17 protein-coding genes are annotated in these 23,144 nt (G+C 56.4%); 1 reads left to right on the plus strand and 16 read right to left on the minus strand.

The window, feature by feature from the left end; translation table 11 throughout:
* Positions 1–2 precede the first annotated feature (2 nt).
* A complete protein-coding gene (hybO, locus tag KW824_RS02175; RefSeq protein ID WP_218408757.1) occupies positions 3–1,136 on the minus strand; it encodes a hydrogenase 2 small subunit in 1,134 nt (377 codons plus the stop codon).
* A 308-nt stretch (positions 1,137–1,444) separates the two neighbouring features.
* On the opposite strand from hybO, the gene KW824_RS02180 reads away from it, so the two are divergent.
* The gene (locus tag KW824_RS02180; RefSeq protein ID WP_218408758.1) at positions 1,445–1,774 is read left to right on the plus strand and encodes a hypothetical protein; all 330 of its coding nucleotides are present in this window, start codon (positions 1,445–1,447) and stop codon (positions 1,772–1,774) included.
* Positions 1,775–1,779: 5 nt separating this feature from the next.
* Here KW824_RS02180 and KW824_RS02185 read toward each other — a convergent pair whose 3' ends face one another.
* From KW824_RS02185 to tssH, 15 genes are all read right to left on the minus strand, one after another.
* Complete coding sequence (locus tag KW824_RS02185) at positions 1,780–2,427, minus strand: hypothetical protein (RefSeq protein WP_218408759.1); 648 nt, start codon at positions 2,425–2,427, stop codon at positions 1,780–1,782.
* A gap of 198 nt (positions 2,428–2,625) precedes the next feature.
* On the minus strand, positions 2,626–3,075 hold the full coding sequence (locus tag KW824_RS02190) for a hypothetical protein (RefSeq protein WP_218408760.1): 450 nt from the start codon (positions 3,073–3,075) through the stop codon (positions 2,626–2,628).
* Entirely contained in the window at positions 3,065–4,138 is a 1,074-nt protein-coding gene (locus tag KW824_RS02195; protein ID WP_218408761.1) for an N-acetylmuramidase family protein, read from the minus strand. Before KW824_RS02195 ends, KW824_RS02190 begins: the two co-directional genes overlap by 11 nt.
* A 175-nt stretch (positions 4,139–4,313) precedes the next feature.
* The gene (locus KW824_RS02200) at positions 4,314–4,778 is read right to left on the minus strand and encodes a hypothetical protein (RefSeq protein WP_218408762.1); all 465 of its coding nucleotides are present in this window, start codon (positions 4,776–4,778) and stop codon (positions 4,314–4,316) included.
* A complete protein-coding gene (locus KW824_RS02205) occupies positions 4,775–5,989 on the minus strand; it encodes a hypothetical protein (protein WP_218408763.1) in 1,215 nt (404 codons plus the stop codon). Before KW824_RS02205 ends, KW824_RS02200 begins: the two co-directional genes overlap by 4 nt.
* A gap of 415 nt (positions 5,990–6,404) precedes the next feature.
* Entirely contained in the window at positions 6,405–6,815 is a 411-nt protein-coding gene (locus tag KW824_RS02210; RefSeq protein WP_218408764.1) for a hypothetical protein, read from the minus strand.
* On the minus strand, positions 6,812–9,247 hold the full coding sequence (locus KW824_RS02215; RefSeq protein ID WP_218408765.1) for a pesticin C-terminus-like muramidase: 2,436 nt from the start codon (positions 9,245–9,247) through the stop codon (positions 6,812–6,814). The genes KW824_RS02210 and KW824_RS02215 overlap by 4 nt, the downstream gene beginning before the upstream one ends.
* Positions 9,248–9,285: 38 nt before the next feature.
* On the minus strand, positions 9,286–11,334 hold the full coding sequence (gene tssI, locus KW824_RS02220) for a type VI secretion system tip protein TssI/VgrG (RefSeq protein WP_218408766.1): 2,049 nt from the start codon (positions 11,332–11,334) through the stop codon (positions 9,286–9,288).
* A 10-nt stretch (positions 11,335–11,344) separates the two neighbouring features.
* Positions 11,345–11,632 (minus strand): type VI secretion system PAAR protein, encoded by a 288-nt coding sequence (locus tag KW824_RS02225; RefSeq protein WP_017411057.1) that lies wholly within the window; start codon positions 11,630–11,632, stop codon positions 11,345–11,347.
* 257 nt (positions 11,633–11,889) lie between these two features.
* Positions 11,890–13,320: a VasL domain-containing protein gene (locus KW824_RS02230; protein ID WP_218408767.1), complete on the minus strand. Its 1,431-nt coding sequence runs from the start codon at positions 13,318–13,320 to the stop codon at positions 11,890–11,892.
* A gap of 46 nt (positions 13,321–13,366) precedes the next feature.
* Positions 13,367–16,852: a type VI secretion system membrane subunit TssM gene (tssM, locus tag KW824_RS02235; RefSeq protein WP_218408768.1), complete on the minus strand. Its 3,486-nt coding sequence runs from the start codon at positions 16,850–16,852 to the stop codon at positions 13,367–13,369.
* Positions 16,853–16,893: 41 nt separating this feature from the next.
* Entirely contained in the window at positions 16,894–18,339 is a 1,446-nt protein-coding gene (gene tssA / locus KW824_RS02240) for a type VI secretion system protein TssA (RefSeq protein WP_218408769.1), read from the minus strand.
* An 8-nt stretch (positions 18,340–18,347) separates the two neighbouring features.
* Positions 18,348–18,953: a type VI secretion system-associated protein VasI gene (gene vasI, locus KW824_RS02245; RefSeq protein WP_218408770.1), complete on the minus strand. Its 606-nt coding sequence runs from the start codon at positions 18,951–18,953 to the stop codon at positions 18,348–18,350.
* Complete coding sequence (vasH, locus tag KW824_RS02250) at positions 18,953–20,491, minus strand: sigma-54-dependent transcriptional regulator VasH (protein WP_218408771.1); 1,539 nt, start codon at positions 20,489–20,491, stop codon at positions 18,953–18,955. Before vasH ends, vasI begins: the two co-directional genes overlap by 1 nt.
* Positions 20,492–20,493: 2 nt before the next feature.
* Complete coding sequence (gene tssH / locus KW824_RS02255) at positions 20,494–23,136, minus strand: type VI secretion system ATPase TssH (RefSeq protein WP_218408772.1); 2,643 nt, start codon at positions 23,134–23,136, stop codon at positions 20,494–20,496.
* Between the last annotated feature and the right edge of the window lie 8 nt (positions 23,137–23,144).

The following is a 23,144-nucleotide window of genomic DNA, read 5'->3' on the forward strand; positions in this document are numbered from 1 at the left end:
GGTTATTCCTCCCGTGATGGGTGCTGCCCGGCTTCGTGGCGCTTCTGCTGGCGACCGAGTTCACGCACCGTCATCAGACTCACCCCCACCAGCACCCCGAGGGCGCCACCGATAAGGCCCGTCGCGGTGGGCGAGGTATAGCCCCCCTCCTGGATCTTTACATCGGGTTTATCCACCCGCGGAGTCGGGTTCTCTACCTTGGCAAGCTGGAAGATCCCCTTGCTGAAGCCAACACCCTGCTCGTTGCAGCCATAGCAAGGGTGGCCGATGCCGACCGGCCAGATGCCACCGCCCACATCGCAGAACTCCAGGGTCGAGCAGTTGCCATAGGTCTCCGGCCCCTTGCAGCCCAGATGGTAGAGACACCAGCCCTGACGGTGGCCCTCGTCGCCAAACTCCTTGGCAAAACGACCTGCGTCGAAGTGCGGACGACGCTCGCAGTTCTCGTGGATCAGCCGCTCATAGGCAAACAGCGGACGCTTCTTGCTATCCAGCGCCGGCAGCTTGCCGTAGGTGATGTAGTAGGCGACCGTGGTGAGGAAGTTGTGGGGATTGGGCGGGCAGCCCGGGATATTGATGATGGGGGTACCGATATTGCCGAGCGCCTCTTCAAGGCTGACAGCGCCGGTCGGGTTGCCGCCGCTGGCAGGCACACCGCCCCAGGCGGAGCAGGAGCCGATGGCGATGACCGCAGCCGCATCGGCGGCGGCGCGGCGAATATGGTCGACGATGGGCTCACCGGCCACCATGCAGTAGACGCCGCCATCTTTGAGCGGAATGGAGCCATCCACCACCAGCACATACTTGCCTTTATAACGCTTGATGGCGTTGTGCTTGTTCTCTTCCGCCTGATGACCAAAGGCCGCCGAGAGCACCTCGTGGTACTCCAGCGAAATGGTGTTGAGGATCAGGTTCTCGATGGTGGGGTGAGTGGCGCGCAGCAGTGACTCGGTACAGCCGGTGCACTCCTGCGCCCCAATCCAGATCACCGGCGGCCGCTCGGGGTTGGTGAGCGCGCTGGCCATCTTGGCGACGGCATGCTGACTTAATCCCAGGGTTGCGGCCATCCCGGCGCACAACTTCATAAAATCACGGCGATTAATTCCATGAGCCGATAAAAAATTATCCTCGACCATTCTTTTTATTCCCGTCAGTGAGCATTGTTTGACAAATGCTTAATGGCGGGAATGCTATGCCTCCCCCTCCCCCTTTATGTTGATCTTTATCAAGTCACCACACTTTAATGCGCTCGAGACCCCATGAAATGAAAATAAAAAGCTATATATAACATGCACTTATTGCTTCATAATCATGGCACAGAATACCCATAAATAGGCATTTCAAGATCCAATACAATTATAATCATATAAATTATCGATCCATTCCGGCCATCCATTAAAGAAAATGAAAGCGTTGTCACAGTATCATTCTCCTACGAGTGATATTGGCTGTTATCGATACTGGGACCGCAATTTTTCCAAGTGGGGCACGCAAAGAAAGCTTGGAAAAAACAGTACAAGACCGATTAATTAATCAAACCTGGATTGCTAATCATCAGGACCTGCCACTGCTGCCTACATCCGACTTGTTAATGCCACACAAAAAAGCTTCAATGGGAGCCTTTCAGGCAACATCCCCGACAAAAACGAACACAGCTGATCTCGATGCTCAGATAAAAGAGAACGAACCTGAGAGCCGTAACTACGCGATCCTGGATATAAAAACACCGGCCTTAAGCCGGTGTCGGAATATAATAGAATCTATACAAAAATAAATATTTCATGCGCATGAAATAACAGATAATATCTTGCCATTCTGGATCACTGATATCTCATCTTTATCAGGTGACACATTGTACATCGTGTTTTTATTCTTAAAGCTAAATATCTCACCCATCAATGAAAAATCATTAAGTGATAGCTCCTTTCCCTGCCTGCCATAATTATATGTTATGTCTCCTGAGAAAGGAGAGTAACATAAGTTCAGATTTTTCCCCGATTTTGTCTTACAGTAATAGAACACGCTCTCGTCACTATCACAAATTTTGTTCCCAGTACTCTCTGACAATGCATCTATCACGATGTATCTCATGTCACGGTATAAGTCTGACACTTTTTCATCACTCGCGAAAATATAAGAAGCATTGATGATCTTGCTTATGATGGCTGCATCCTCGCTTACCACTCCATCCAAATTAACGAAAGGAATTTCATTACCTTTATTTATTTCGCCAACACCACTTACACGTTCCTCACCAGAGCTTGTTGAGATAGATGCACTACCTATATAATTAAACTTACCAGCAACATCAAAATAATATACAGCGTTCAGTCTTGGCCTATCGGCAGAGACAGTTATTTTTATAAGTCCATCATTATTTACTTTCTTGCATGAGCTATTTCCAGAAGGAAATGGAACTGTGAACACCTGCCCTTTCCCGCTATGCATTATCGATAAGGTGCTACTTGGTTCACCATCTGAAGTCTTAGTGGTAATATAATACAATATATCATCATCGCAGGTACTATAGGCATATGTGTACATAGGAATAACACTATAAAAAGCGATGTACAACCTTTTTGAAAAAAGACTCATTAATCTGTACCAGAATCAACATTAAAGATATTATCTTTCAGGATAGCATCCCAATGCATCTTCTTTATCACATTGTAGCAAGGGGATAAGATCCACAAGTTTGTTTGTAATTGTTTTTCTACAAGGGATGTTATATTCTTTTCCGGATATAGTTACTATTACACCTGACATTTCTTCATTTCCTTCGTAGTTACTAAAAATCGCATACTTGTATTTCCCTTTACTGAAAGAAACCTTTCCATATTCAGTCTGGTATCTATAGTAATAATTATGACTGAATCCACTAAACCCATCTCCCAATGAGTGATAAGAAAGCTCAGTCTTATCATCTTTCGAGAACTCATAACTCAATATATTTCCATCAACGAATAACTTAACGTCACCTTTATCAGTCTCACAAGAAAAATACACATTTTCGCTGCTATACGAAGATGCTGAAATTAAATAAAGCAACATGAAAATATAAATATTAGAGCGCATTATAATTATCCTTCATTCGTTTATCATACCCTTTCTGCCTAGGACCATTGTACACTAGTGCAAATGCTAACCAATCCTTTGCTCGAATAGCTTTTAGCAATTTATTATCAGCTTTTATAAAATCAACAAAAGCTTTAAGATGGTTTTTTTCTGAAACACTGAGCGAACTAACGAATTCATTTACATCTTTATATCCAGCACTCAAGTGGTTGGAACCTAATATCTGGAACTTCCCCCAAGATGCTGCTTTTAATGCAGCATTCTTATCCAACGAGTAGGCCAGCATAAGTTTCCTATACTGAACTTTATATGCCCCATATCCGCCCCCCACAGGGTTAGATATTTCAGGGTGAGATTTATCATATTTCCCACTCGTCATATTACTAAATTTATGCCTTTCAAACAAAATAGAAAGCACTGCATCATCCTGATCTGAGAACTTATAATAACTGCCTGTACTACCGGTTTCAGTTAATGCTACTGCTTTTATAGCATTTACCTCACAACCAAGCTCAGAAGCAGCATTGACATAATCTGACTCTTCAACTACTTCACCATTATAGAAAGACAAAAATTCAATTTCGTTTAAAGTGTCACTTATATACGTTTTAGGATGCCCATTTTGGGCCTTTATTGCTAACGCCATGATTCCGACAGGCGAAAAGTGCCAGCTATCTTTCTCAAGTGTTAACTTAGTTGCACTCTGCATCCATTCCAGCTTATCGATACGCTGTTTTTCGTGATCTACCAGCTTGTCAAAATCGGGTAGGCCAATTTTAGCCATCAGCTTGTCCAGCCACAGATAAGTACTGGCCGAGGATTTTTCATACCATTCGCTGGGATGTTTGACGATAAGCTTGTGAAGTTGCTCTGCATTACTGCTATTTTGCAGCGCTGCCTGTATCTCTTCACTGCTGAGTTCACCGCTCTTGTCAGTGTCGAAACTGTTTACCAATTCGGTAAAGAAGGTAGGCGGTGCATCCGGGTCCAGATAACCGTCAGAGCCAGAGCCAGAGCCATCGATCTTTTTAAAACCGATCTTCAGCCAGTCATGTTGACTCAATAGCACTACAGTGCACTGCCAACAATTAATTAATACGAAGATTAAGACATATAAAGATAAATAATGCTACTAAAGCTCGTTTAACTATCATCTATAACCACCAATTAAAAAACACCGACTTGACATCGGTGTCAGATAATAACTATAAGAACGAGATAGTTGAGTTAATGACTCTCTATTCCTCCCTCAATAGGCCCGCAACTCTCTCAAGCCCGTCTCCATATACGGCATAGCATTTCTGACCAGATTCTCCACTATCAAGACTAATACCATCAAAACAGATAAGACTACTCTCTTTTTTATATTTCAATTCAAATTGATCATCATCATCGCCAGGTGAAAATGCATCAGGGAAATCTATTAACTTCCCAGAGGTTTTATCTACTATTCCTCCATAGATACATCCACCTCCACACGAAGTGACAAAGACAACATAATGCCCATTAAAGTTAACTTTCCCTTCTAATAGGGAACGATTAGCATCTTTTATATAAAGTTCACTGTAATCACTACTGCCTGCAATTAATTTATTAACGTAAGCACTACTAACAGACTTACTCGGGAAGTCATTGAAACTTAATGAGTTAGAAAAACAAGAAAAGCTAATAACAAAAAAAATAGCCCCAGTTAAAAACTTCATTTTAAAGCATCCTTTTTAGCTTTCACCAGAACATCCACCATCTTATCAGGTGTTATATGTGCTTTGTTTAAACCGTCGCCAGCATAATACGATTCTCCACCTAAAGCCACCCTATTATTACTTATTGCCCGACCTTTCCTCACGCCTGCTGAAGCAAACTCTTTAGCCCATGAGTATATAGCGTCCTCGACACTGCCGTCTTTTTCAAGGAACTCAATAATTTCAGGCCTTTTTATTGCTATCAGATAGTTATTGAAAATATAGTCTTGAACCTCCTCATTAAAGAGTAAGTTTTTATCTATTTTTAGATAATTTACTGCACTAATAAGAGTACTAGGTATTAGTTGATACCGTCCTACAGCAAACATCTTTCGACCAGGTTGAGATTGAGAAACCATAACCTCACTTATGGACATAGATGTTAGACTAGTTCCATAGAATGACGATGCTTTACCATGGACTATATTATTGTATGCAGAGTAATCCCCGCCTGATTCAACACTGGCTAGATAATCACCAAAGACACTTCTTGCCCAGTTGATACCCACTGTCGTACGCGATTCTTTAAATTTAAAATGTAATGGGTAGAAATGCCAAATCGCCTTCCCAAGCTTTAACTTGGTAGCACTCTGCATCCACTCCAGCTTATCGATCCGCTGCTTTTCGTGATCCACCAACTTGTCAAAGTCGGGCAGACCAACCTTGGCCATCAATTTATCAAGCCATATGTAACTGCTGGCCGAAGATTTTTCATACCACTCGCTGGGATGCTTGACGATTAGCTTATGAAGTTGATCGGCATTACCGCTATTTTGCAGGGCAACTTGAATCTCTTCACTGCTAAGCTCACCATCGCCATCCGTATCAAAACTTTTTACCAGATTCGTAAAGAATGCAGGCGGTGCATCGGGATCCAGATAGCCATCGGATCCAGAGCCATCGATCTTTATAAAACCGATCTTGAGCCAGTCATGTTGACTCAGCAGCTCGACTTGCTCTTTCTTGACATATTTTTCTGACGAGATGCAAACCCATTCCTGCTTGGCTGCGTCTTTTTCCAGCTTGGGTAATTCAACCAGCTCTTCCAGACTCTTGTCACCCGTCGCGACCCAGAAATATTTACCATCCTGCTTTTTCTTCTCATGCAAGACGAGATCGGCCGGCACCTTGGCATAAATAGCACCGCCTTTAGTCCCCGCCTTGTTGGCCAATACATCATCCAGTCTGGGATCCTGGGTGAAGACTTCAAGATGGACTTGATGCTTGCTCTTCTTGCCCCCGATAAGGGAACCCGGCGTTTCTACTAGGCCGCGATAGCCACGGGGGATAGCAACACATAGAGTTCACCGAGATGGGAGGGGGAAGCGTATTGGCCTTGATATATCGTCTTCAACGCACACCCAAGTAGCACCACACTCGGCGTCACATAGATGGTCATCTTGGTGAAGTCACACACCTTGTAGCCTATCCTCTCCTGATAGAGATTATACAATCTTATTACATTGGCTTACATCAAAAGGAGAAAAAGATGATGCATGAAAATAAATTATCAAAATAATGAATGGCTATGATTTACTGAACACTAAAGGGGGGGTGCTAGATCAAGACCTAGCACCCTACTTAAAGTCAGCATCCATCAACAGTGAATGACAGAGCTATATATTGACCATCAACACCTAATGGTGAAATCAACATTGGTTGGACTGAGCTATATGTCCCTGCTTTCGATTTATCCGAAAAACATATGGTGTAATCAGTCGTCCCATCTCTATTTTTATCTTTTTTTTCTATAACGGTAAATGTATAAACCCAGTCCTTATTATCTATCAAAAAACCATCCTTGAAATAGCCAGGTTTAGAAAACCCCATTTGACTTAGATAAATTTTATCCTTTGTTCTTTTTGGCATCAAAGAACTTCGGAATGTTGATATATTTAATTTATCATATATAACTTGCAGTTCTGATTGCGTAAATGTCTGAACGTTAGCCACGACAGAGAATGAAAAAAACAAAAAAATAACAATAAAGACTTTCATAGCATACCCTTTAAATATTCAGCTTCTTTGCGTCTTCTTGTAATGTAAGCATCTCCAAAATCCAAGAGATTTTCATATGCATCCTGCCATTCTTGATTTACAACTTGTTCCCAAAGTGCTGGTGTACTAACTTTTAGAGAGCCGTACTGATACTCAACAGAGGCAATAACTGTCTGAGCTTCCTTAGGCAGTGATTCAAAATCAACTGAGCTTTCAGCATTATATTTTCTAATCAACTCCTCTGTGCTTTGTTTTTTAACGGCCAAATAAATTTCATTTGCTTCATCTAAAGTAACTGATAATGGATTGTTTCTAACAAAACGATCCGCCTCAGATTTTTTCTTCCCTAAATAGGGTGTCAACTTAGATACCAAAGAAGTATTTAAACCAAGTCGATTAAGGTCAGACAAATTTCTAGCACCTAAGTCAAAACCAACAGATATTGTCACACCACTTTGGCTAGTTTCTGGCTCAGGTACATAGCCATTTAAAATCATCCCCCCCTCTAGGCTATGAATGAAGTCATAATCTATTTTTAGTGATGACTCATTCTCGCTCTCCCCTATCAATTCCATCATCCCTGCCGGATGAATAAACCAAGGTTTAGCATCCCCCACCACAGCAGCAGCCTGCTCTATCCAGGCCATCTTATTGGTGACTTCCAGCACGTATTTGTACAGGTTGGGCATGTTTTTCAGCTCTTGCTCTAGCCTTGGCCACGTATCGCGCTTTACCCATTCGCTTTCGTGCTTGATAAAGAGGTTACGCACTTTGTCTGCGACCATTTCCTTCGCCATCGCAGCCTTGATTTCATCGGCACTGATACTGCCATCACCATCCCGATCTGTCACCAGCTCTTCGTAGACAGCGCTGAAAAAGTCTCCTCCTTCTTTGCCGTCAGTGTCAGCCTTGTCCAGAAATCCGTCGGGATCAGAGCCGCCATCAACCAATGTCACACCCAGTCTGGCCCACTCATGTTGGCTCACCAAGCGAGTGTCACCACTGATAAGCACATGCTGATCCTCGGCCACCTTCACAAATTTGTCGGCACCATGGGTCACGATATCCTGAGTGTTTATCGGTTTGGGAGCCTCCAGCGGGCCAAAGGCTCCCACCTTGCTGAAACCGATTTTATTATTCTCCTTGGTCAACTTATAAGTATCTGCCTGCTCCCCCTCTTTGAGCAGCAAATACTCTTGTCCCTTGGTTAACTTTCCTTCATTGCTGATGCATTTACCGAGAGCCTCCTTGTCACTCTCTGCGACAAATATTTCCATATGTATGGCTTTACGATCTTCATTGAGCACAAAGCCATTGGCCATTGGTTTCGGTGTCTCATGCTCCCCCCAATGCCCGACCACCTCACCACCCTTGACCGGAATGGGATTGGTATGTCGCAGCTCCACTTTGTCGTAAACAATGGGGGTATGCCGAACGGCATCGCTGGGTTGACCCAGCATCTCTTTAGCAACCCAATAACGATCACCCTTTGAGGCATTGGGGACAACATTCCCTTTACCATCGGTCAGCTTGCCTTGGGCAACCTCCCAGACCTCAATCTCGAGATACTCTTTCATATTGGAAAATACGACTGGCTGAGTTGTGGTTCGTGCTACTTTGCTTGTTTTTGGCAATCCCGCTGTCACAGCTTCACCCTGATCTTTACTTTTACGCAGATAGCTGTTGCGACTGATCGGATAGAGAGAAGGAATATCTTGCTTGGCCATCATCCAATCGGACTCAATCTTGCGTTCTTCCTTGATAAATTGTGAAGCCACATAAAACGCTGACGGATCATCGTCCTTTGAAGTCGCATAGCTGACTAGCTGGTAAGAATAAGGTTCATTATTCAGATTCATCCGCTCTGATGGCGCCCCAATCAAGATAACTTCGGCCCCCTTGCGAGCCGTACCCAGTTTGTCCTCTTTCTGAAACTGTAGACTTGCAGTGGCCTTGTATATAGCGACACCGCTCCCTGTCAGCACATGACGTTCAGGCTCACCCTGATAAGCGTTTTTGCAAGCAATATGCATATAGAGGCAGTAGAAGGTAAGGGTATTGCGCTTTGGCTGCTGCTGTCCGGAAACTTCTTCGGTAGCCTCATAACGATGCCGGACCAAGCAAAATGAAGGGGAGGTATGCAGAGTAATTGGCTCACCTGGCTTTCCCTCTTCCGGCTCCAACGTCACGGCAACGGGATCGGACGCGATGCGGTAGGCCACTATCTCTCCATCGGCAATAGCTCGCACTGCGCCCCCTGGATGCCAACCTCCCTTGTCGCTTAAATGAATACCGCCATGCCAGATACGGTTGCCACCTAGCAGGAAAGTGCCGCCCGGCTCACCATTGAGCATGCCGATGAACTCTTCAAGTGAGGCAGCTTCTTTGGGAGCATCACCGCCGCCCACTTGCATTGGATATAAGATTTTCATCTTCTTCTTTTCACTCGTAATCGTACGAACTATGGCCCTTAGCGGGATGGCACAAAGAAGGTCTGCGCAGGCCCTTGCTCCTTGAGCAGTGCCTCCATCGCCTTCTCGGTGGGGATGGCCTTGACCAGTTCAACCAAGTCAGGAGCTTTCACCACTTCTACGCCTTTGGGGATGATGGGAGGCTGACCTGCCCAGCCAGAGCCAGACCCAGCGCTGCCACCGGCATTGAGTTTGATGGCGGGGCCCACCAGCTTGATGCCGCTAGGATCAACTTTCACAAAGCTGCCGCCTCCCTTGAGGGTTATTTCAGAACCCGCCTCCAGCACCAGCTTGTCGCCCACCTTGATATGCACTTCCTGACCGGCTTCCACCAGCAGGGACTGCCCCAGCTTCTGGTGCAAACTGGCATCCACCGTCAGCGAGTAATCGGCTTTTACCTGGTCGCGCTTCTCACCCTCCACCGTCAGGTGGTCGTTGGCCTTGATGCGGGTCACCCGCTCGTTGTCGATATCGGTGTGCTGGTCGTGTTTGATGTGCCAGGCGGCATCGTTCTCGATAAGCACGTTCAGGTCTTTCTGACCGTGGATGTAAATCTCTTCCTTGCCAGCCTGGTCTTCAAAGCGCAGCTCGTTGAAGCCCTCGCCCTGATGGGTCTCGGTGCGCAGCACAGTGCGGGTCTTGTTGGCCGGCAACTCGTACGGCGGCCGGTTGGTGGCGTGATAGGTGCGACCGGTGACGATGGGCTGGTCTGGGTCCCCTTCCAGAAACGAGACGATGACCTCGTGGCCGATGCGCGGGATGGCCATCATGCCGTATTGACCGCCCGCCCAGCCCTGGCTAACCCGCACCCAGCAGGAGCTCTGGTCGTTGGAGCTGCCATACCTGTCCCACGGAAACTGCAGCTTGACCCGACCATGCTCGTCGCAGTAAATCTCCTCCCCTTCGGGACCCACCACCATGGCGATTTGCGGGCCATCCACCATCGGCTTGTGAGGAGCCTCCGGGCTGCCGATGCGCGCCCGCCAGGTGGTGCTGGCTTTCACCACCCCGAATTCGTTGTGATAGACGGTGGGGCCGCTGCCCCCCTCCTCTTCCAGCGCCTGCGGCTGCAAGCCGGTATGCTGGATGCGCACGATTTGCCAGTCGGTGTTGAGGTTGCCGTTGGGGTGTTCAGTGAGCGAGAAGCTCTGCCCCGGCTGCAAGGCGGCGCAGTTGGACTTAGCCTGGCCCGCCACCGCATCACTGCGCAGCGCATCGAGCCGGTGCTGGGCAAAGGCCTTGCCGCTCGGGTCCGCTTTGTAGCGACCCGGATAGTCGAAGTGCTGGTAGGTGTCGCGCTGGTGCTCGAGCTCCGCCCCCACCTTCTTGTGGGAGAGGCCATAAGCCGGGGTCTTGAAGCTGTAATCCTTGAGCTCCACATCCGAGGGGCGCACGGCCTCGCGGTAGTGGAACTGGCGCACATAGGGGCCTTGCTCAAGGGAACGGTTGCCGAGGTTGAAGAAGAGCTCGGGGCCGGCGGTCAGGGCGGCCGCGTCGTCGGCAAACACGATGCGGTGCTTGCCCGTTTCAAACTCGTGGAAATAGAACATCCCCTCTTCGGCGGCGAGCCGGTTCACGAAATCGAGGTCAGTCTCCCGGTACTGAACGCAGTATTCCCGCTTGGCGTGCTCGTTCTTGAGCGCAAAGGCGTAATCGGTGATGCCGTGCTCTTGCAACAGGATGCTGAGGATTTCATCGGGCTTTTGTGCCTGGAAGATGCGCGAATTCTGGCGAAGGGAGAGCCGCCACAGCGCCGGCTGCACCATGAGCTGATAGCGGGTGCGGCGAAAACCGCTGTCACCCTGCGCAAAATCACTCACGACCCCGCACACCCGCCGCTGCAGCTCGCCGTTGTACCACACCAGCAGCTCGCACGGCTGGTCCAGCACGGCACCGAAGTCGACGTCGGGCTCTGGGCTCGCCAATTCCAAGCGCAGCTGGAACGGCCCGTTCAGCGCCTCTTCCAGCGCAAACTCGGCCACCACCAAGGTGCCCTCGGGCAGGGCCCCCACCTTGACGGTAAATTGTAATCCTGTGCTGTCTGCCATGAAGCGCTCCTTAACCTGCTTGTCCGCTGCCTGAACCAATCACCACGCCGCCGCAGCCGACGGCAGTGCCGGTCACGGCGATGGGCTTGCCGTTGACCAGCACAGAGCCGACCCCGCCCGAGATGCTGCGCGGATGGGGTGGATTGTTGGGTTTATCATGAGGGGCCAGCGGATCGCCCTGGCGGGCCACCGGCTTGCCATCGAGGAACACATCGGGGCTGGCGGCAATCACGGGGGATGGGTGGAAACCATCGTGGTCGGTGCCGATATCACCGAGCAATGCAATAGAAGGACACATCTGGATTCTCCGTGGGGCAACCATGGTGCAAGCGCAGCCTGGTGCAGAGACAGTTGGAACGGCGACCCAGCAGCCTCCATGCCATGGCAAAGTCGCCCACAATCACATTAAAAATCAGTCAATTACGATTCAAGCTCGCTGCATCTGACCAATCTGCTGCAATCCATTGCGCAAGACAGGGCAAGTTTCCCGGCAAACCTTGCCTTGCCAGTCAAACCCACCACACCTTGCGCAACTCTTTGCTCAAGGCAGTACTTTCAGCTACCAGAAGTGCCCTGTTGCAGCTGATAGAGGCGGATGTTGAGCGCTTTCAGATCATTTTCCAGGCTCTTGAGCTCGGCAGCCGTGATGGGCTCCTGGGAGGCTTTTCTCGCCTCCAGTTCACCGAGGCGCAGACTGAACGGGATGTTCTGCATCAGGTTCTTCTGTACTTCGTAGAGCTGGGATTTGAGGTAGGAGATGGTCACCGTCTTGCGCTGGCGCTCCAGCTCCAACAGCTGATCGAGCAGGGCATCCACCCCGGCGCGGGCATCCAGATAGGTGGGCACGCTGATGACGTCCCCCTGCTGGCTACCAAGCTGCGCCTGCCACTGCTTGTCCAGCGCCTTGACCGCCAGCGAGTCGGGATAGAGCATCAAGAGCGAGTTGCGCAGCCCCTCGCCGTAGCGATACCAGTAGAGCGGCGACGTCTGCTCGAGCCGGGTCAACTGGTTCTGGTAGCGGGCCACCAGATCGCTCTCCATGTTCTGCAGGGTCTGCTCCCCCAGCACGATGCGCGCCTGGCGAATGTCGTCATAGCTGAGGGCTCGAGGCAGCTCGGCGGCCGGCTGCACCAGACGCTGGGCCGCCACGGTTTTCTCCTGCTGATGCTGCTGCCAGCCGAGCCACCCCATCACCGGCAGGGCGCAGCTGAGCAGGCCGCAACCAAACCAGAACCAGGCCGGACGCTGCCGGCGGTGCTGCTCTATCTTGAGCACGGTGGGCTTGACCTGCCCCTTCTCGCGCCCCACCAGAATGCTGCCCTGGGGCAGGTACGGGGTCGATGCCGAGACCGTGCCGCCGTGATCACTCTCCATGTCGGACTTGAAGAACACCATGGGCGGGATCTGCAGATCCTCCTTGAGGCCCGGCTCGTCGGAGACGATGACGATCTCGGTCTCATCGAACAGGTGGGTATACCCCTCGATGAAGTGCACCAGATTCTCGACCCGGGGAATGCGGCTCAGACCCGCATTGTGCAGCTTCTCGCTGATGAGCTGCAGCGCCCGCTCGCAGCGATAGATCAGCCGCTTGTCCTCGTGGCTGATCTGGTACTGGCGAATGACGTCGCTGATGCGTGCAATGAACCAGTCGAGCATCTCGATGCGGGCCCGCTCCTGATGGACAGGCGGCCAGAAGCTCTCCCACTGGGTGACGATGAGATTGGCGAGAAACTCGCACCCTTCGGTAAAACCGCTCAGCCCCTGCAGGCGCGAACGGGCCAGGGTGAAGTAGATGGCGGTCTGCAGATCCACCCCGTGTTTTTCGAAGATAAGACTGGCGAGCTGATGGATCCGCTGCCAGTCCACCTCGGGGCGCGAAGCGTGGCTGAGCTTGTTGATCTCGGCCCGCAGCGCCTCGTACTCCGGCAACATCCTGGGGTCGCGCCCCACTTTCAGGGCCTGCTGACCTTGCTGATTCTGTGACATATGAACTTCCAACGCAGGAAGGGGGCACAACGTGCCCCCGACGCGATCAATAGAGGGATTCGGGCAGTCTGAACTGGCTGAACAGGCCGCCGGTGAAGGGGTTTTGCGCGCTGTCGGTGTAGACGCGATAGGTCATGGCCCCCTGATCCACCGGGAAGCGCACATCGAAGGTGGCGTCATTGACCTGGGTCAGCTCCCCCTTGTCCATCAGGCGGAACATGGCCCAGGGGCCGACGAAGCCTTCGCTGCGCGGTGAGCGCTCGCGGGCGGCCGGCACCAGGGTGATCTTGCTCTCGGCCCCGTCGCGCATGGTGTTGGGCCACACCAACGGGATCTTGGTACGACGGCCATGGGCGTATTCCAGCAGCTGACCGTCCAGGTTCAGCACGCTGCGCCGCTTGTTGGCGGTGAGCTCGATGGGCTCGAGGGCGAACTGCACCTCCAGGTTGCCCTGCTGACTGAAGAAGATCTGACGGATGCGGGCCGCACGGTCCAGCTGCTTGACCAGCTCGGCCTGGATGGGCGAGCTGAACTCCCCTTCCATCAGGCCACTCTCCACCATGGGTTTGAGGTTGACCTGATAGAAGCTGTCCAGCGTCCCGCCCGGCGCGAAGAAGCGCTCCATCTCGGAGAGGGGCACATCCTTGCTCGAGCTCGGATCAAACGGATAACGACCGGCCAGCTGGCTGTTGAAGGGAGCCAGCACCTTGTCCTGCCACTCCTGATTGAGGGAAGACATGGCCAGGTCGATCACCAGCCGCGAGCTCTGCTCGGAGAGCTGACCCACCCAGCGATCGAGCGGGGCCGGCAGGCTGCGGGCATATTGCTGCAGGGCGAACACCGGATCGGCGTACTTGTTGGTCATGCGCAGCTGCACCGCTTTCAAGGCGGACTGGCCCGGCTCGGTGGCGTTGACGATGAGCTCCAGGTAGTGCTGCAGTTCCACCAGCTTCTGGTTGACCTCGGAGATGAGCGGCCCCTGTTCACCGCGACCGCTGAGCGCCGCATTGGTGGCCATGAAGGGACGACCGATGCGGGCGCTGATGGCCTGGGCCGGGTCCCCTTCCACATCGGAGATCTTGCGAATGCGGGTGTTGTCATCCAGCGAGGCCAGTACCCGCTGGAACGGCTGATCGTTGCCGGTGATGGCAGCGAGCACGTCCAGCGCCTGCTCCGGGCTCTCCAGGGTCTGCACGTCCAGATTGGTCAGCAGTTTTTGCCACTGGTTGACGTAATCGGTGACGTAACGGTCGTTGACCTGACGGGTGATCTCCTTGCGATCCGCCTCGCTCAACTGACTCAGCTTGCGCTGGCCCAGCACCCAGGCATCCATCGCGGTGAGATCGATGAGCGCCTTGTCTTGTTTCAGGAAGAAGTCGTTGAAACCGGGCCAGGTGAGCAACCGCGGCACCTGGCCTGCGTTGTCGCTGCGCAGGACAAACACGGTGTCGAAGGTGGGGCCCACTTCGTCGCGCACGTTGAGATCCGGCGGCAGCACATCGCCCGCCTTCACCACCAGGTTCTGGTAGACCCGCTGATACATGGGCAGCTTGCCGAGCTCGCGCTGGGCACCGTAGACCGGCTCCTTGAACGGCACAAAGGCGGTGATGGCGGCCTGATCCCGCTCGGCTCTGGCGCCATACCAGTTGGTGTGATCGAGGGCATAATCCAGGTGCCCCATCAGCTGCTCCTGTACCGCCCCCTGCCCCGGGAAGGCCTTCTGCCAGCGGCTCGCCATGTACTGCGCCACCAGCTCCTTGTTGCGACCGGACGCATCGTCCAACATCCGCATCACCCGCAGGATGGCGAGCTTCTCCTCGCTGCCGGCAGGTGCCTGGTTGAGATCCGCCAGCAATCCCTGCATCTGGGCCGGCAGGAAGCGCAGGCTCAGCAACTGCAGGTAGGAGCCCTCCACATAAGGGCCAATCTCGTCGCCCTGGTAGAGGCCGAGATCCGCCACCAGCGGCATCCGCTCACGGTAGTTGCCAAAGGAGAGGGTCGCCTCGCGAATGAGGTTCAGGCGCGGCAGCTGGCTCACGCCAAAGGCGTGGGCATCCGCCACCTCGTTGGTCTCCATGAAGGCCTGAGCCTTGGTCAATACGTTGCGACCCGCCTCCTCGTTGACCCGGTAGAAGTAGTGCCAGCCACCGATGAGGGCGGCCGAGAAGAGTGACAGGCAGCTGAGGCCGATGGCCATGCGGCGACGGCGATAGAGGGTGTGCAGCCGGTTTTCGCCAGCCAGATGGGCCTCCGGGAAGATGATGGAGGAGAAGAGCTGGCGCACGAAATAGGTGTTGGACTCCCCGCGCAGGGCCGAGTGGATGGGCTCTGGCAAGTTGTAGCGGCGGGAGGCCGCCTGGGCAAACGCATCGAACGGCACCCCCTGCTGATAGACGGAGCTGACATAGACCCCGCGCACCAGCAGCGGCTTGCTCTCCTCGATGGCCAGGGTCTCGGCCAGCAGGCTGGTCACGTAATCCTTGAGGCCCGCCAGCTGGCGCACGAACGAGAACAGCGCGTTGCGCTGGGCGGCATCGAGCCGGCTCAGCATCAGTTCGGGCAGATTCTGGTTGAGGTTGTCCACCCACTGATCCCAGAACAGGGCCAGATCCTGCTGCCAGTCGGCGCCCGGCTTGAAGGTCACTCCCAGCACGGCCTCGCGGGCCTCCTTGTCGAGCTGCTGGTAGATCACGTCAAAGCCGCGCAGCAGATCGAGCTTGGTAAAGGTGACATAGAGCGGCAACCGGGTATTCATGGTGGCCGACACCTCCTGTAGGCGCGAGCGCATCAGCTGGGCATAAGCCTTGCGCTCGGCCACGCTGGCGTGGGAGAGCCAGGCCAGATCCACGGTCAGCACCAGGCCGTTGAGGGGCTGGCGACGGCGGTGTTCATTGAGCCAGCCGAGCAGGTGCAGCCAGAGCCGCTCATGCTTGCGCGCCTGCGGATCCAGTTCGGCTTCGCTCTGGGAGAGCAGCACCCCGGCGGGATCCAACATTACTGCCTGTTCCCCCAGCCAGCAATCCACCAGCTGATCCTGCGCCACGTCGCGCAGCTCGGTGTCGAGTCTCGGGTTGAGCTTGTTGGCCGGGTTGGCGCGGTGAATGAGGCTGCTCTTACCGCTGCCGGGCAGGCCCAGCACCAGATACCAGGGCATGGCGTAGAGCGCCCCCTTGCCCAGATGGGTATTCAACGCCTGCAGCCAGCGATCGAGGAACAGCGCCTGCCGGTCGAGCAGCCCCTTGACCGGATCCTGCTCCAGCACCACCTCATGCTGGCGCTCGGCCTTGAGCTGCTGCATCTTGCGCCACACCCGCCAGGAGAGAACCCCCAGCAGCAGCCAGAGCCAGAGCAGGGTGAACACCACCCGCCCCCACAGCGGCGCCAACGGCTTGGCGTCACGGATCTCGAGACGAGGCCCCAGCCACCACACCAGGATGAGGGCGAGCACCCAGAGCACAGCACCGAGCAGGGGCCAGGAGGGTTTCAGTTTCGGCAGTTGCTGCCTTGACCAGGTAAATATGGTTTTGAACATAAAATGTGATCCAACTCCGACTCAATGACTCATTTCGGCATTCATTTCGACAACGGCGCTGCCAGGCTCTCCAGGCGGTTGACCAGCCCGGGCTCCCAGTGCGACAACCCGAGGCGACTGGCCTCTTGCCACAAGTGTTGATAGTGCTGGCGCGCAAGCGCCTCCATGCCTTCCTGCGCCAACAGCTCCGCCTGCACCAGCAAGGCGTGGAAGCGATCTCTTGGCTCTTTCAACTGCGCAATCCGCTCATCGAGCAGGGCGAGCGCCGCCGCGACCCCCTGCTCGCCGTGGCGCTGGGCGACCTCCTCGGCCAGCCCAGCTTCGCCACTGCCCGTACTGCCGCCCTTGGCCGGTTGCAGCCAGCGGCTGCACTCGGGGGAGAGAAATGGCGAGCCGTCGCTAAAGGCGAGCTCCCGCAGGGCCGGCAGGCGCTGCAGAAAAGTCCCGAGTTCCTCGGCGATCGCCTGGGCCACCGCCCCAAAGCCGAGCTTCTGGGCCACCTCGGCCGAGAGCCTGTGTCCCTCGAACCAATAGGGCGCCAAGGTCAGACTCTGCTCGATACGCTGCCAGAGCCCCTGATCAGGGGCATTCATGGCAGCGCGGTACTCATCCACCATGTCCGCCGACATGGGCGCCAGCGGGGTTTTATTACCCGCCCCGCTCATGGGGACCGCCGTGATCCCGGCCCAGACGGCGTGACGGCGCAGTCGATAGCCCACCGCCGCCTCCGGTTGGCGCTCGATCAGGAGCTCCGCCACCTTGAGCTGGGCCTGACGCCAGGCACGATCGTTGGAACTGTCGACGTCGACGCCGACACTGCCGCCACCGCCGCTGAGCACCATGGCGCCGGCACCGCTGGCGGTCGATGCCACCGAGGCCGGGGAGCCCGCTGCCGCCGCGCCGCTGCTCTGGGGCTGCCCTGCGGCATTGGCCTCGGCCTGTGCCACCTGCTGGCGCTGGGCCCGCTTCAGCCCCATCACCAACGGGTCGAGCAGCTCCCCCTTGTCGGGACACTGCGCCAGCCAGACCCGCTCCAGCTGCTCGGCCTGGGCCAGCAACTGGGCCAGTTCGGCCGCCGAAGCGCTCTCGCAAATGCGCGGCAGAGCCCCCTCGAAGCGCTTGACGATTTGCACCATCAGCCGCTGCTTCTGGCTGGCATTGCTAGGCCAGGCCAGCAGCCAGTAAGCCTGGATCCAGGCCTCCAGCAGACTGATCGCCGCCCCCAGCGGGGTCGCCTTGGCCGGGTGCTGCAGACAACGCAGCAGCTGGGCCAGCACCCGCATGTCCTTGGTGCGGCTCTCCAGCAAGCCGAGGCAGGCCTCGGCCACCGCATTGAGATCCACCTGGCTGTGAGCGAGGGATCCCAGCTTGACCAGCTCGGTCTCCACGTAGTCCCAGCGCGGCTCGTCGGCCAGCACGGCGCCTCTTATCTGTTCATCCGGCAGGCTGGTGAGCAGGCGTGCACACCAGGGGTGTTGATAGCTCATCGCCCCTCCTACCAGCGGCACTGCTGACGCAGCGGTGCCAGCGCCTCTTTCAGGCCACTCAAGTCAACCCGCAAGAGGGCGCCGTTGTCGGCCCGCACCTGCAGCTCGCGATAGCCCTGCCAGCGCTTTAGCTCCTCGATGGCGGGCAGACCGCGGCCATATTCCAGCAACAGCCCCTGATCCCGGATAAACCAGCTCTGGGAGCCGGCACTCGGCTGACCATCTAGCTCGACCTGCACTTTTTCGCCGCTCCAGGGCTGATCCAGCCGCAGCCGGATATGGGTGATGCTGTCGACGCAGCCGATGGAGAGCGTCGCCCCACGCAGTGCCGGGCGAGTCAGGGTTTCACTGCCACTGCCGGCGTCGCTCTGCAACAGGAAGGGGGCGCTCGCTGGCGTGCGGGCCTGCTCCTGGGCCCAGATGGCCTGCCAGGCCGCCGACTTTGGGGCTGCCCCTTCGGCGGCACTGGCTGCGCCATTGCCGATGGCGTCGTAGCAGGCGAGCCGTACCAGCGGCGAGGGTTCCTGCCGGCAGGCCTGCCAGCGCGCCATGTCCAGCGGGACCTCGGCCGCACTGGTGGCCAGCAGCAGCGGTAACAAGCCGAGGATGCTCATCAGTTCACCTCCAGTTTCTGGCACTTGTGATCCAGGGTGCGCTTGGGAATGTTGAGGCTCTCGGCCACCAGCATCCGATTGCCCTGGAAGTGGCGCAGCCGCGCCTCGATGACGGAGGCCTCGTACTGCTGCATGGCCCGGCGCAGATCGCGGATGTGGTTGTAGTCGTCCATGGTGCCGGGCAGCTCGACGCAGACCCGCTCGCGCAGCTCCGGCGGCAACGCCTCCAGCCCCACCTCCTCCCCGTGACGGGTATGGGCACAAGCCACCTCCAGCAGGTTGCGCAGCTCGCGCACGTTGCCGGGGAAGTCATAGGTCTGCAGCTGTTTCAAGAACTTGCGCTGCAGCCCAGCCAGGGTCTTGCCATCCTGGGCGGCAAACTGGGCCATGAAGTGCTGGCAGAGCAGCGGCACGTCATCCATGTGCTCGCGCAGGGGGGCGATCAGCAGCAGGCACTGACAGAGGCGGTGATAGAGGTCGGCCCGAAACTGCCCCTCCTCCACATGGCGGGTGAGCGGCTGATGGGTAGCGGCGATGAGGCGAAAATCGGAGTGATACTCCTGCTCGGCCCCGAGCGGCCGGTAGCTTCGCGTCTCCAGTACCCGCAGCAGCTTGGCCTGCATGGCGGCGGGCATGTCCCCCACCTCGTCCAGAAACAGGGTGCCGCCGTTGGCCTGGGCCACCAGCCCGGTCTTGTTGGCAAGGGCGCCGGAGAAGGCTCCCTTCTGGTAACCGAACAGCTCGCTCTCGATGAGGTTCTCCGGGATGGCGGCGCAGTTGATGGCGACAAAGGGCTTGTTGGCGCGATCGGAGCACTGGTGCACCAGCCGTGCCACCACCTCCTTGCCGCTGCCGGTCTCCCCCTGAATGAGCACGGTCAGCTTGTGCTGGCCGGCCTGGTTGATCTGCTCGCGCAACCCGCGGATCACCGCTGATTGACCGACCAGCTGATCGCCGAGCAGCTTCTCGTGCTGACGCAGCCGCTCCCCCTCTCCCTTCATCTGACGCAGGGAGTCGCGCAGTACCCCCTGATCCCGCCGACTGCGACCAAGATCGCGAATGAGGGTGAGCTGGTTGCAAAAGACCTGGGAGAGCTGGGCCAGCTCGGGGCCGTCGGCCCAGGCTCGCAGCACCTCCCCTTCATCCATCAGGGCCAGCACGGCAAACGGCTTGCCGTTGCCATCCAGCAGCGGATACGCATGCAGCCCGCACTGCTGCCCCAGATTGGCCAGCAGTGCGCGAAAACCGGCGTGCTCGATGCGGGCACCGCCGTAGAGGGAGTCCCAGGTGCGGGACTGGGCCTTGTGCAGCACATAGGCAAGCGGATGGGAAAAATCGTCCACCGCCAGCTCCAGCGCCACTTCCTTCCCCCTGACCCAGCCTTGGCACTCCAGCTGGCGGCCGCTCACATCCAGCATGCCGAGCAGCAGCCCCCTGGGCTGGAAGCTGGCATGGACGGTCGAGCTCCACCAGTGGCACAGGTGCGGCTCATCGCGCTGGGCGGTGAGGGCCAGGGCAAATGCGAGGGCTTGCTCCATACTCAAGCCCCCACCTCGGCCACGAACTGGTGATCGGCCACGGAAAAGTGGACGCGCTTGATGGGTTCACCGGCCGAGAGGCGCTGCAGCAGCTGCAGGGAGACTGGCGGCAGCAGGGCGCCGTCGATGACGGATTCGAGCATGCGGGCACCGTTCTCGCTGCGATTGGCCCGCAGCAGGATCTCCTCGGCCACCTCGTCGTCCAGCACCACCTCGGCGCCGAAGCGCTCCTTGAGCAGCTTGACCAGCCGGTTGAGCTTGCCGCCCACGATCTGCACCAGAGTATCGTGACCCAGCGGCAGATAGGGGATCACCTCCATGCGCGCCAGCAGCGCCGGCTTGAAGAAGGCGGCGAGCTCCGGATAGAGGGCATCCAGCAGCACGTCCGGCTGCTCGGCATGATCGACGATGGTCTGAAAGCCGAGGTTGGAGGTGAGGAAGAAGACCACGTTCTTGCAGTCGATGATGCGCCCTTCCCCGTCAGCCAGCTCGCCCTTGTCGAACGCCTGATAGAAGAGGTTGAGCACGTCCGGGTGGGCCTTCTCCACCTCGTCCAGCAGCACCACTGAGTAAGGCTTCTGCCGAATGGCCTCGGTCAGCACGCCCCCCTCACCGAAGCCGACATAGCCGGGTGGCGAGCCGATCAGGCGCGAGACGGTGTGCTTCTCCTGATACTCGGACATGTTGATGGTGGTCAGATACTGGCGGCCACCAAACATCAGCTCGGCAATCTGCAGCACGGTTTCGGTCTTGCCGACCCCGCTCGGCCCCACCAGCAGGAAGGCGCCGAGCGGGCGGCCGGGACGACGCAGGTCGGCGCGGGCGGTGAGCAGGTGCTTGTGCAGGTGGGCCACTGCCACATCCTGCCCCTTGATGAGCTCGCCGAGGTATTCCGGCAGGCGGGTCACCACGTCCAGCTCCCCTTGCGAGATGCGATTGAGGGGCACCCCGGTCCACTCGGCGATGACGGCGGCGATCTGGGTCTTGTCGACGTGAGCGGAGACCAGCACTTCTCCTTGCTGCAGCTCGGCCAGCTCGCGCTCGAGGGCGGCCAGCTGCTCGGCAGCGGCTTGCGGATCGAGCGGCGCATCGGCCAGATCCAGCGCCTCTCTGGCCAGCATCTCATCCTGCTGATCGGCCAGCAGCGCCGCGCGCAGCTCGACAATCTGGTGTACCAGCCCCTGCTGCTGCTGCCACCGGGCCTCCTGCTCGGCCAGTTCTTCACGGCAAGCCTGCTGGGCCGCCTGCAACTCGGCCAGGCGCTCTGCGTTGTCACCAAGACCTATCAGGCTCTGGCGTTCCAGTTGGCGGATCTCCAGCTCGCGCTGGCGCAGCGCGTTTTGCAGGTGGCTGACCGCGCGCGGCGGGGTGGTGAGGTTGATGGCCACCCGGGCACAGGCGGTATCGAGCACGTCGATCGCCTTGTCCGGCAGCTGACGGCCGGAGATGTAACGGGCGGAGAGCTGGGCGGCAGCCTGCAGCGCCTCCTCGTCGATCAGCACACCGTGGGCCTTCTCGTAGATGCTGCGCAGGCCGCGCAGGATCACGGTGGCTTCATCGGCATTGGGCTCACCGACCTTCACCAGCTGGAAGCGGCGCGACAGGGCCGCGTCTTTTTCCACGTATTTCTTGTACTCGCCCCAGGTGGTGGCGGCGATGGTGCGCAGCTCGCCCCGGGCCAGCGCCGGCTTGATGAGGTTGGAGACATCCAGCCCGCCGGCCTGGTTGCCGGCCCCGATCAGGGTATGCGCCTCGTCGATGAAGAGGATGACCGGCTGCACGGCGTCCTTGACCTCCTGCATCACCCCCTTGAAGCGTTTCTCGAACTCCCCCTTGACCGAGGCGCCGGCCTGCATGGCACCGAGATCCAGGGTCATCAGCTCGACCCCGCGCAGCTTCTCGGGCACCTGGCCCGCCACCATGCGCAGGGCCAGCCCCTCGATGAGGGCGCTCTTGCCGACACCGGCCTCACCCACCACGATGGGGTTGTTCTTGCGACGACGGGAGAGGATGTCGATCATCAGGTCGATCTCGTGATCCCGGCAGAGCACGGGATCCAGCGTCCCCTGGCGGGCCTGCTCGGTGACGTTGACGGTGAAGCGAGCCAGCAGGCTGGCATCGGCCGGCAGGGCGGCCTGGGTCGCAGTGCCACTGGCAGAGACAGTGACCTGGGTCTCGGCGGACTCCTTGACCCACTCGTCGAACTGCTGGCGCAACAGCTCACGATTGACGTTGGCAAGCAAACGGGTCACCGACCCCGGCAAATAGCGCTGGGGAGTCATCAAGAGCACCAGCAGCATGACGCCACTGCGCAACTGGGCGTGTTGCAGCTCGGCGGAGGCTAGCAGCCAGCTGTCTTGCAGCCACTCAACCAAGAGCGGTGAGAAGGAGGGGTATCCCTGACCATAACCGCTGTCGGCGTTCGAGGGTTGCAGCAGGGTCTTGAGTTCCTCTACCTCCACCCCGGCCACCTTCAGGATCTGGCGCACGTCGCTCAGCGGGGTCTCCAGCATCTTGAGCAGCAGGTGCTCGATACGGATCTCGGCGCCCTGGTGATTGACGCAGAGGGCCGCAGCCTCCTCCAGCATGTGACGGCAGATGGGGTTGAGTCTTTCCACCAGTACCGGTAGCTCTATACGAATCAAGGCGTGCT

It is taken from the genome of Aeromonas sp. sif0611 (genome assembly GCF_019218845.1).
Taxonomy (GTDB): domain Bacteria; phylum Pseudomonadota; class Gammaproteobacteria; order Enterobacterales; family Aeromonadaceae; genus Aeromonas; species Aeromonas media.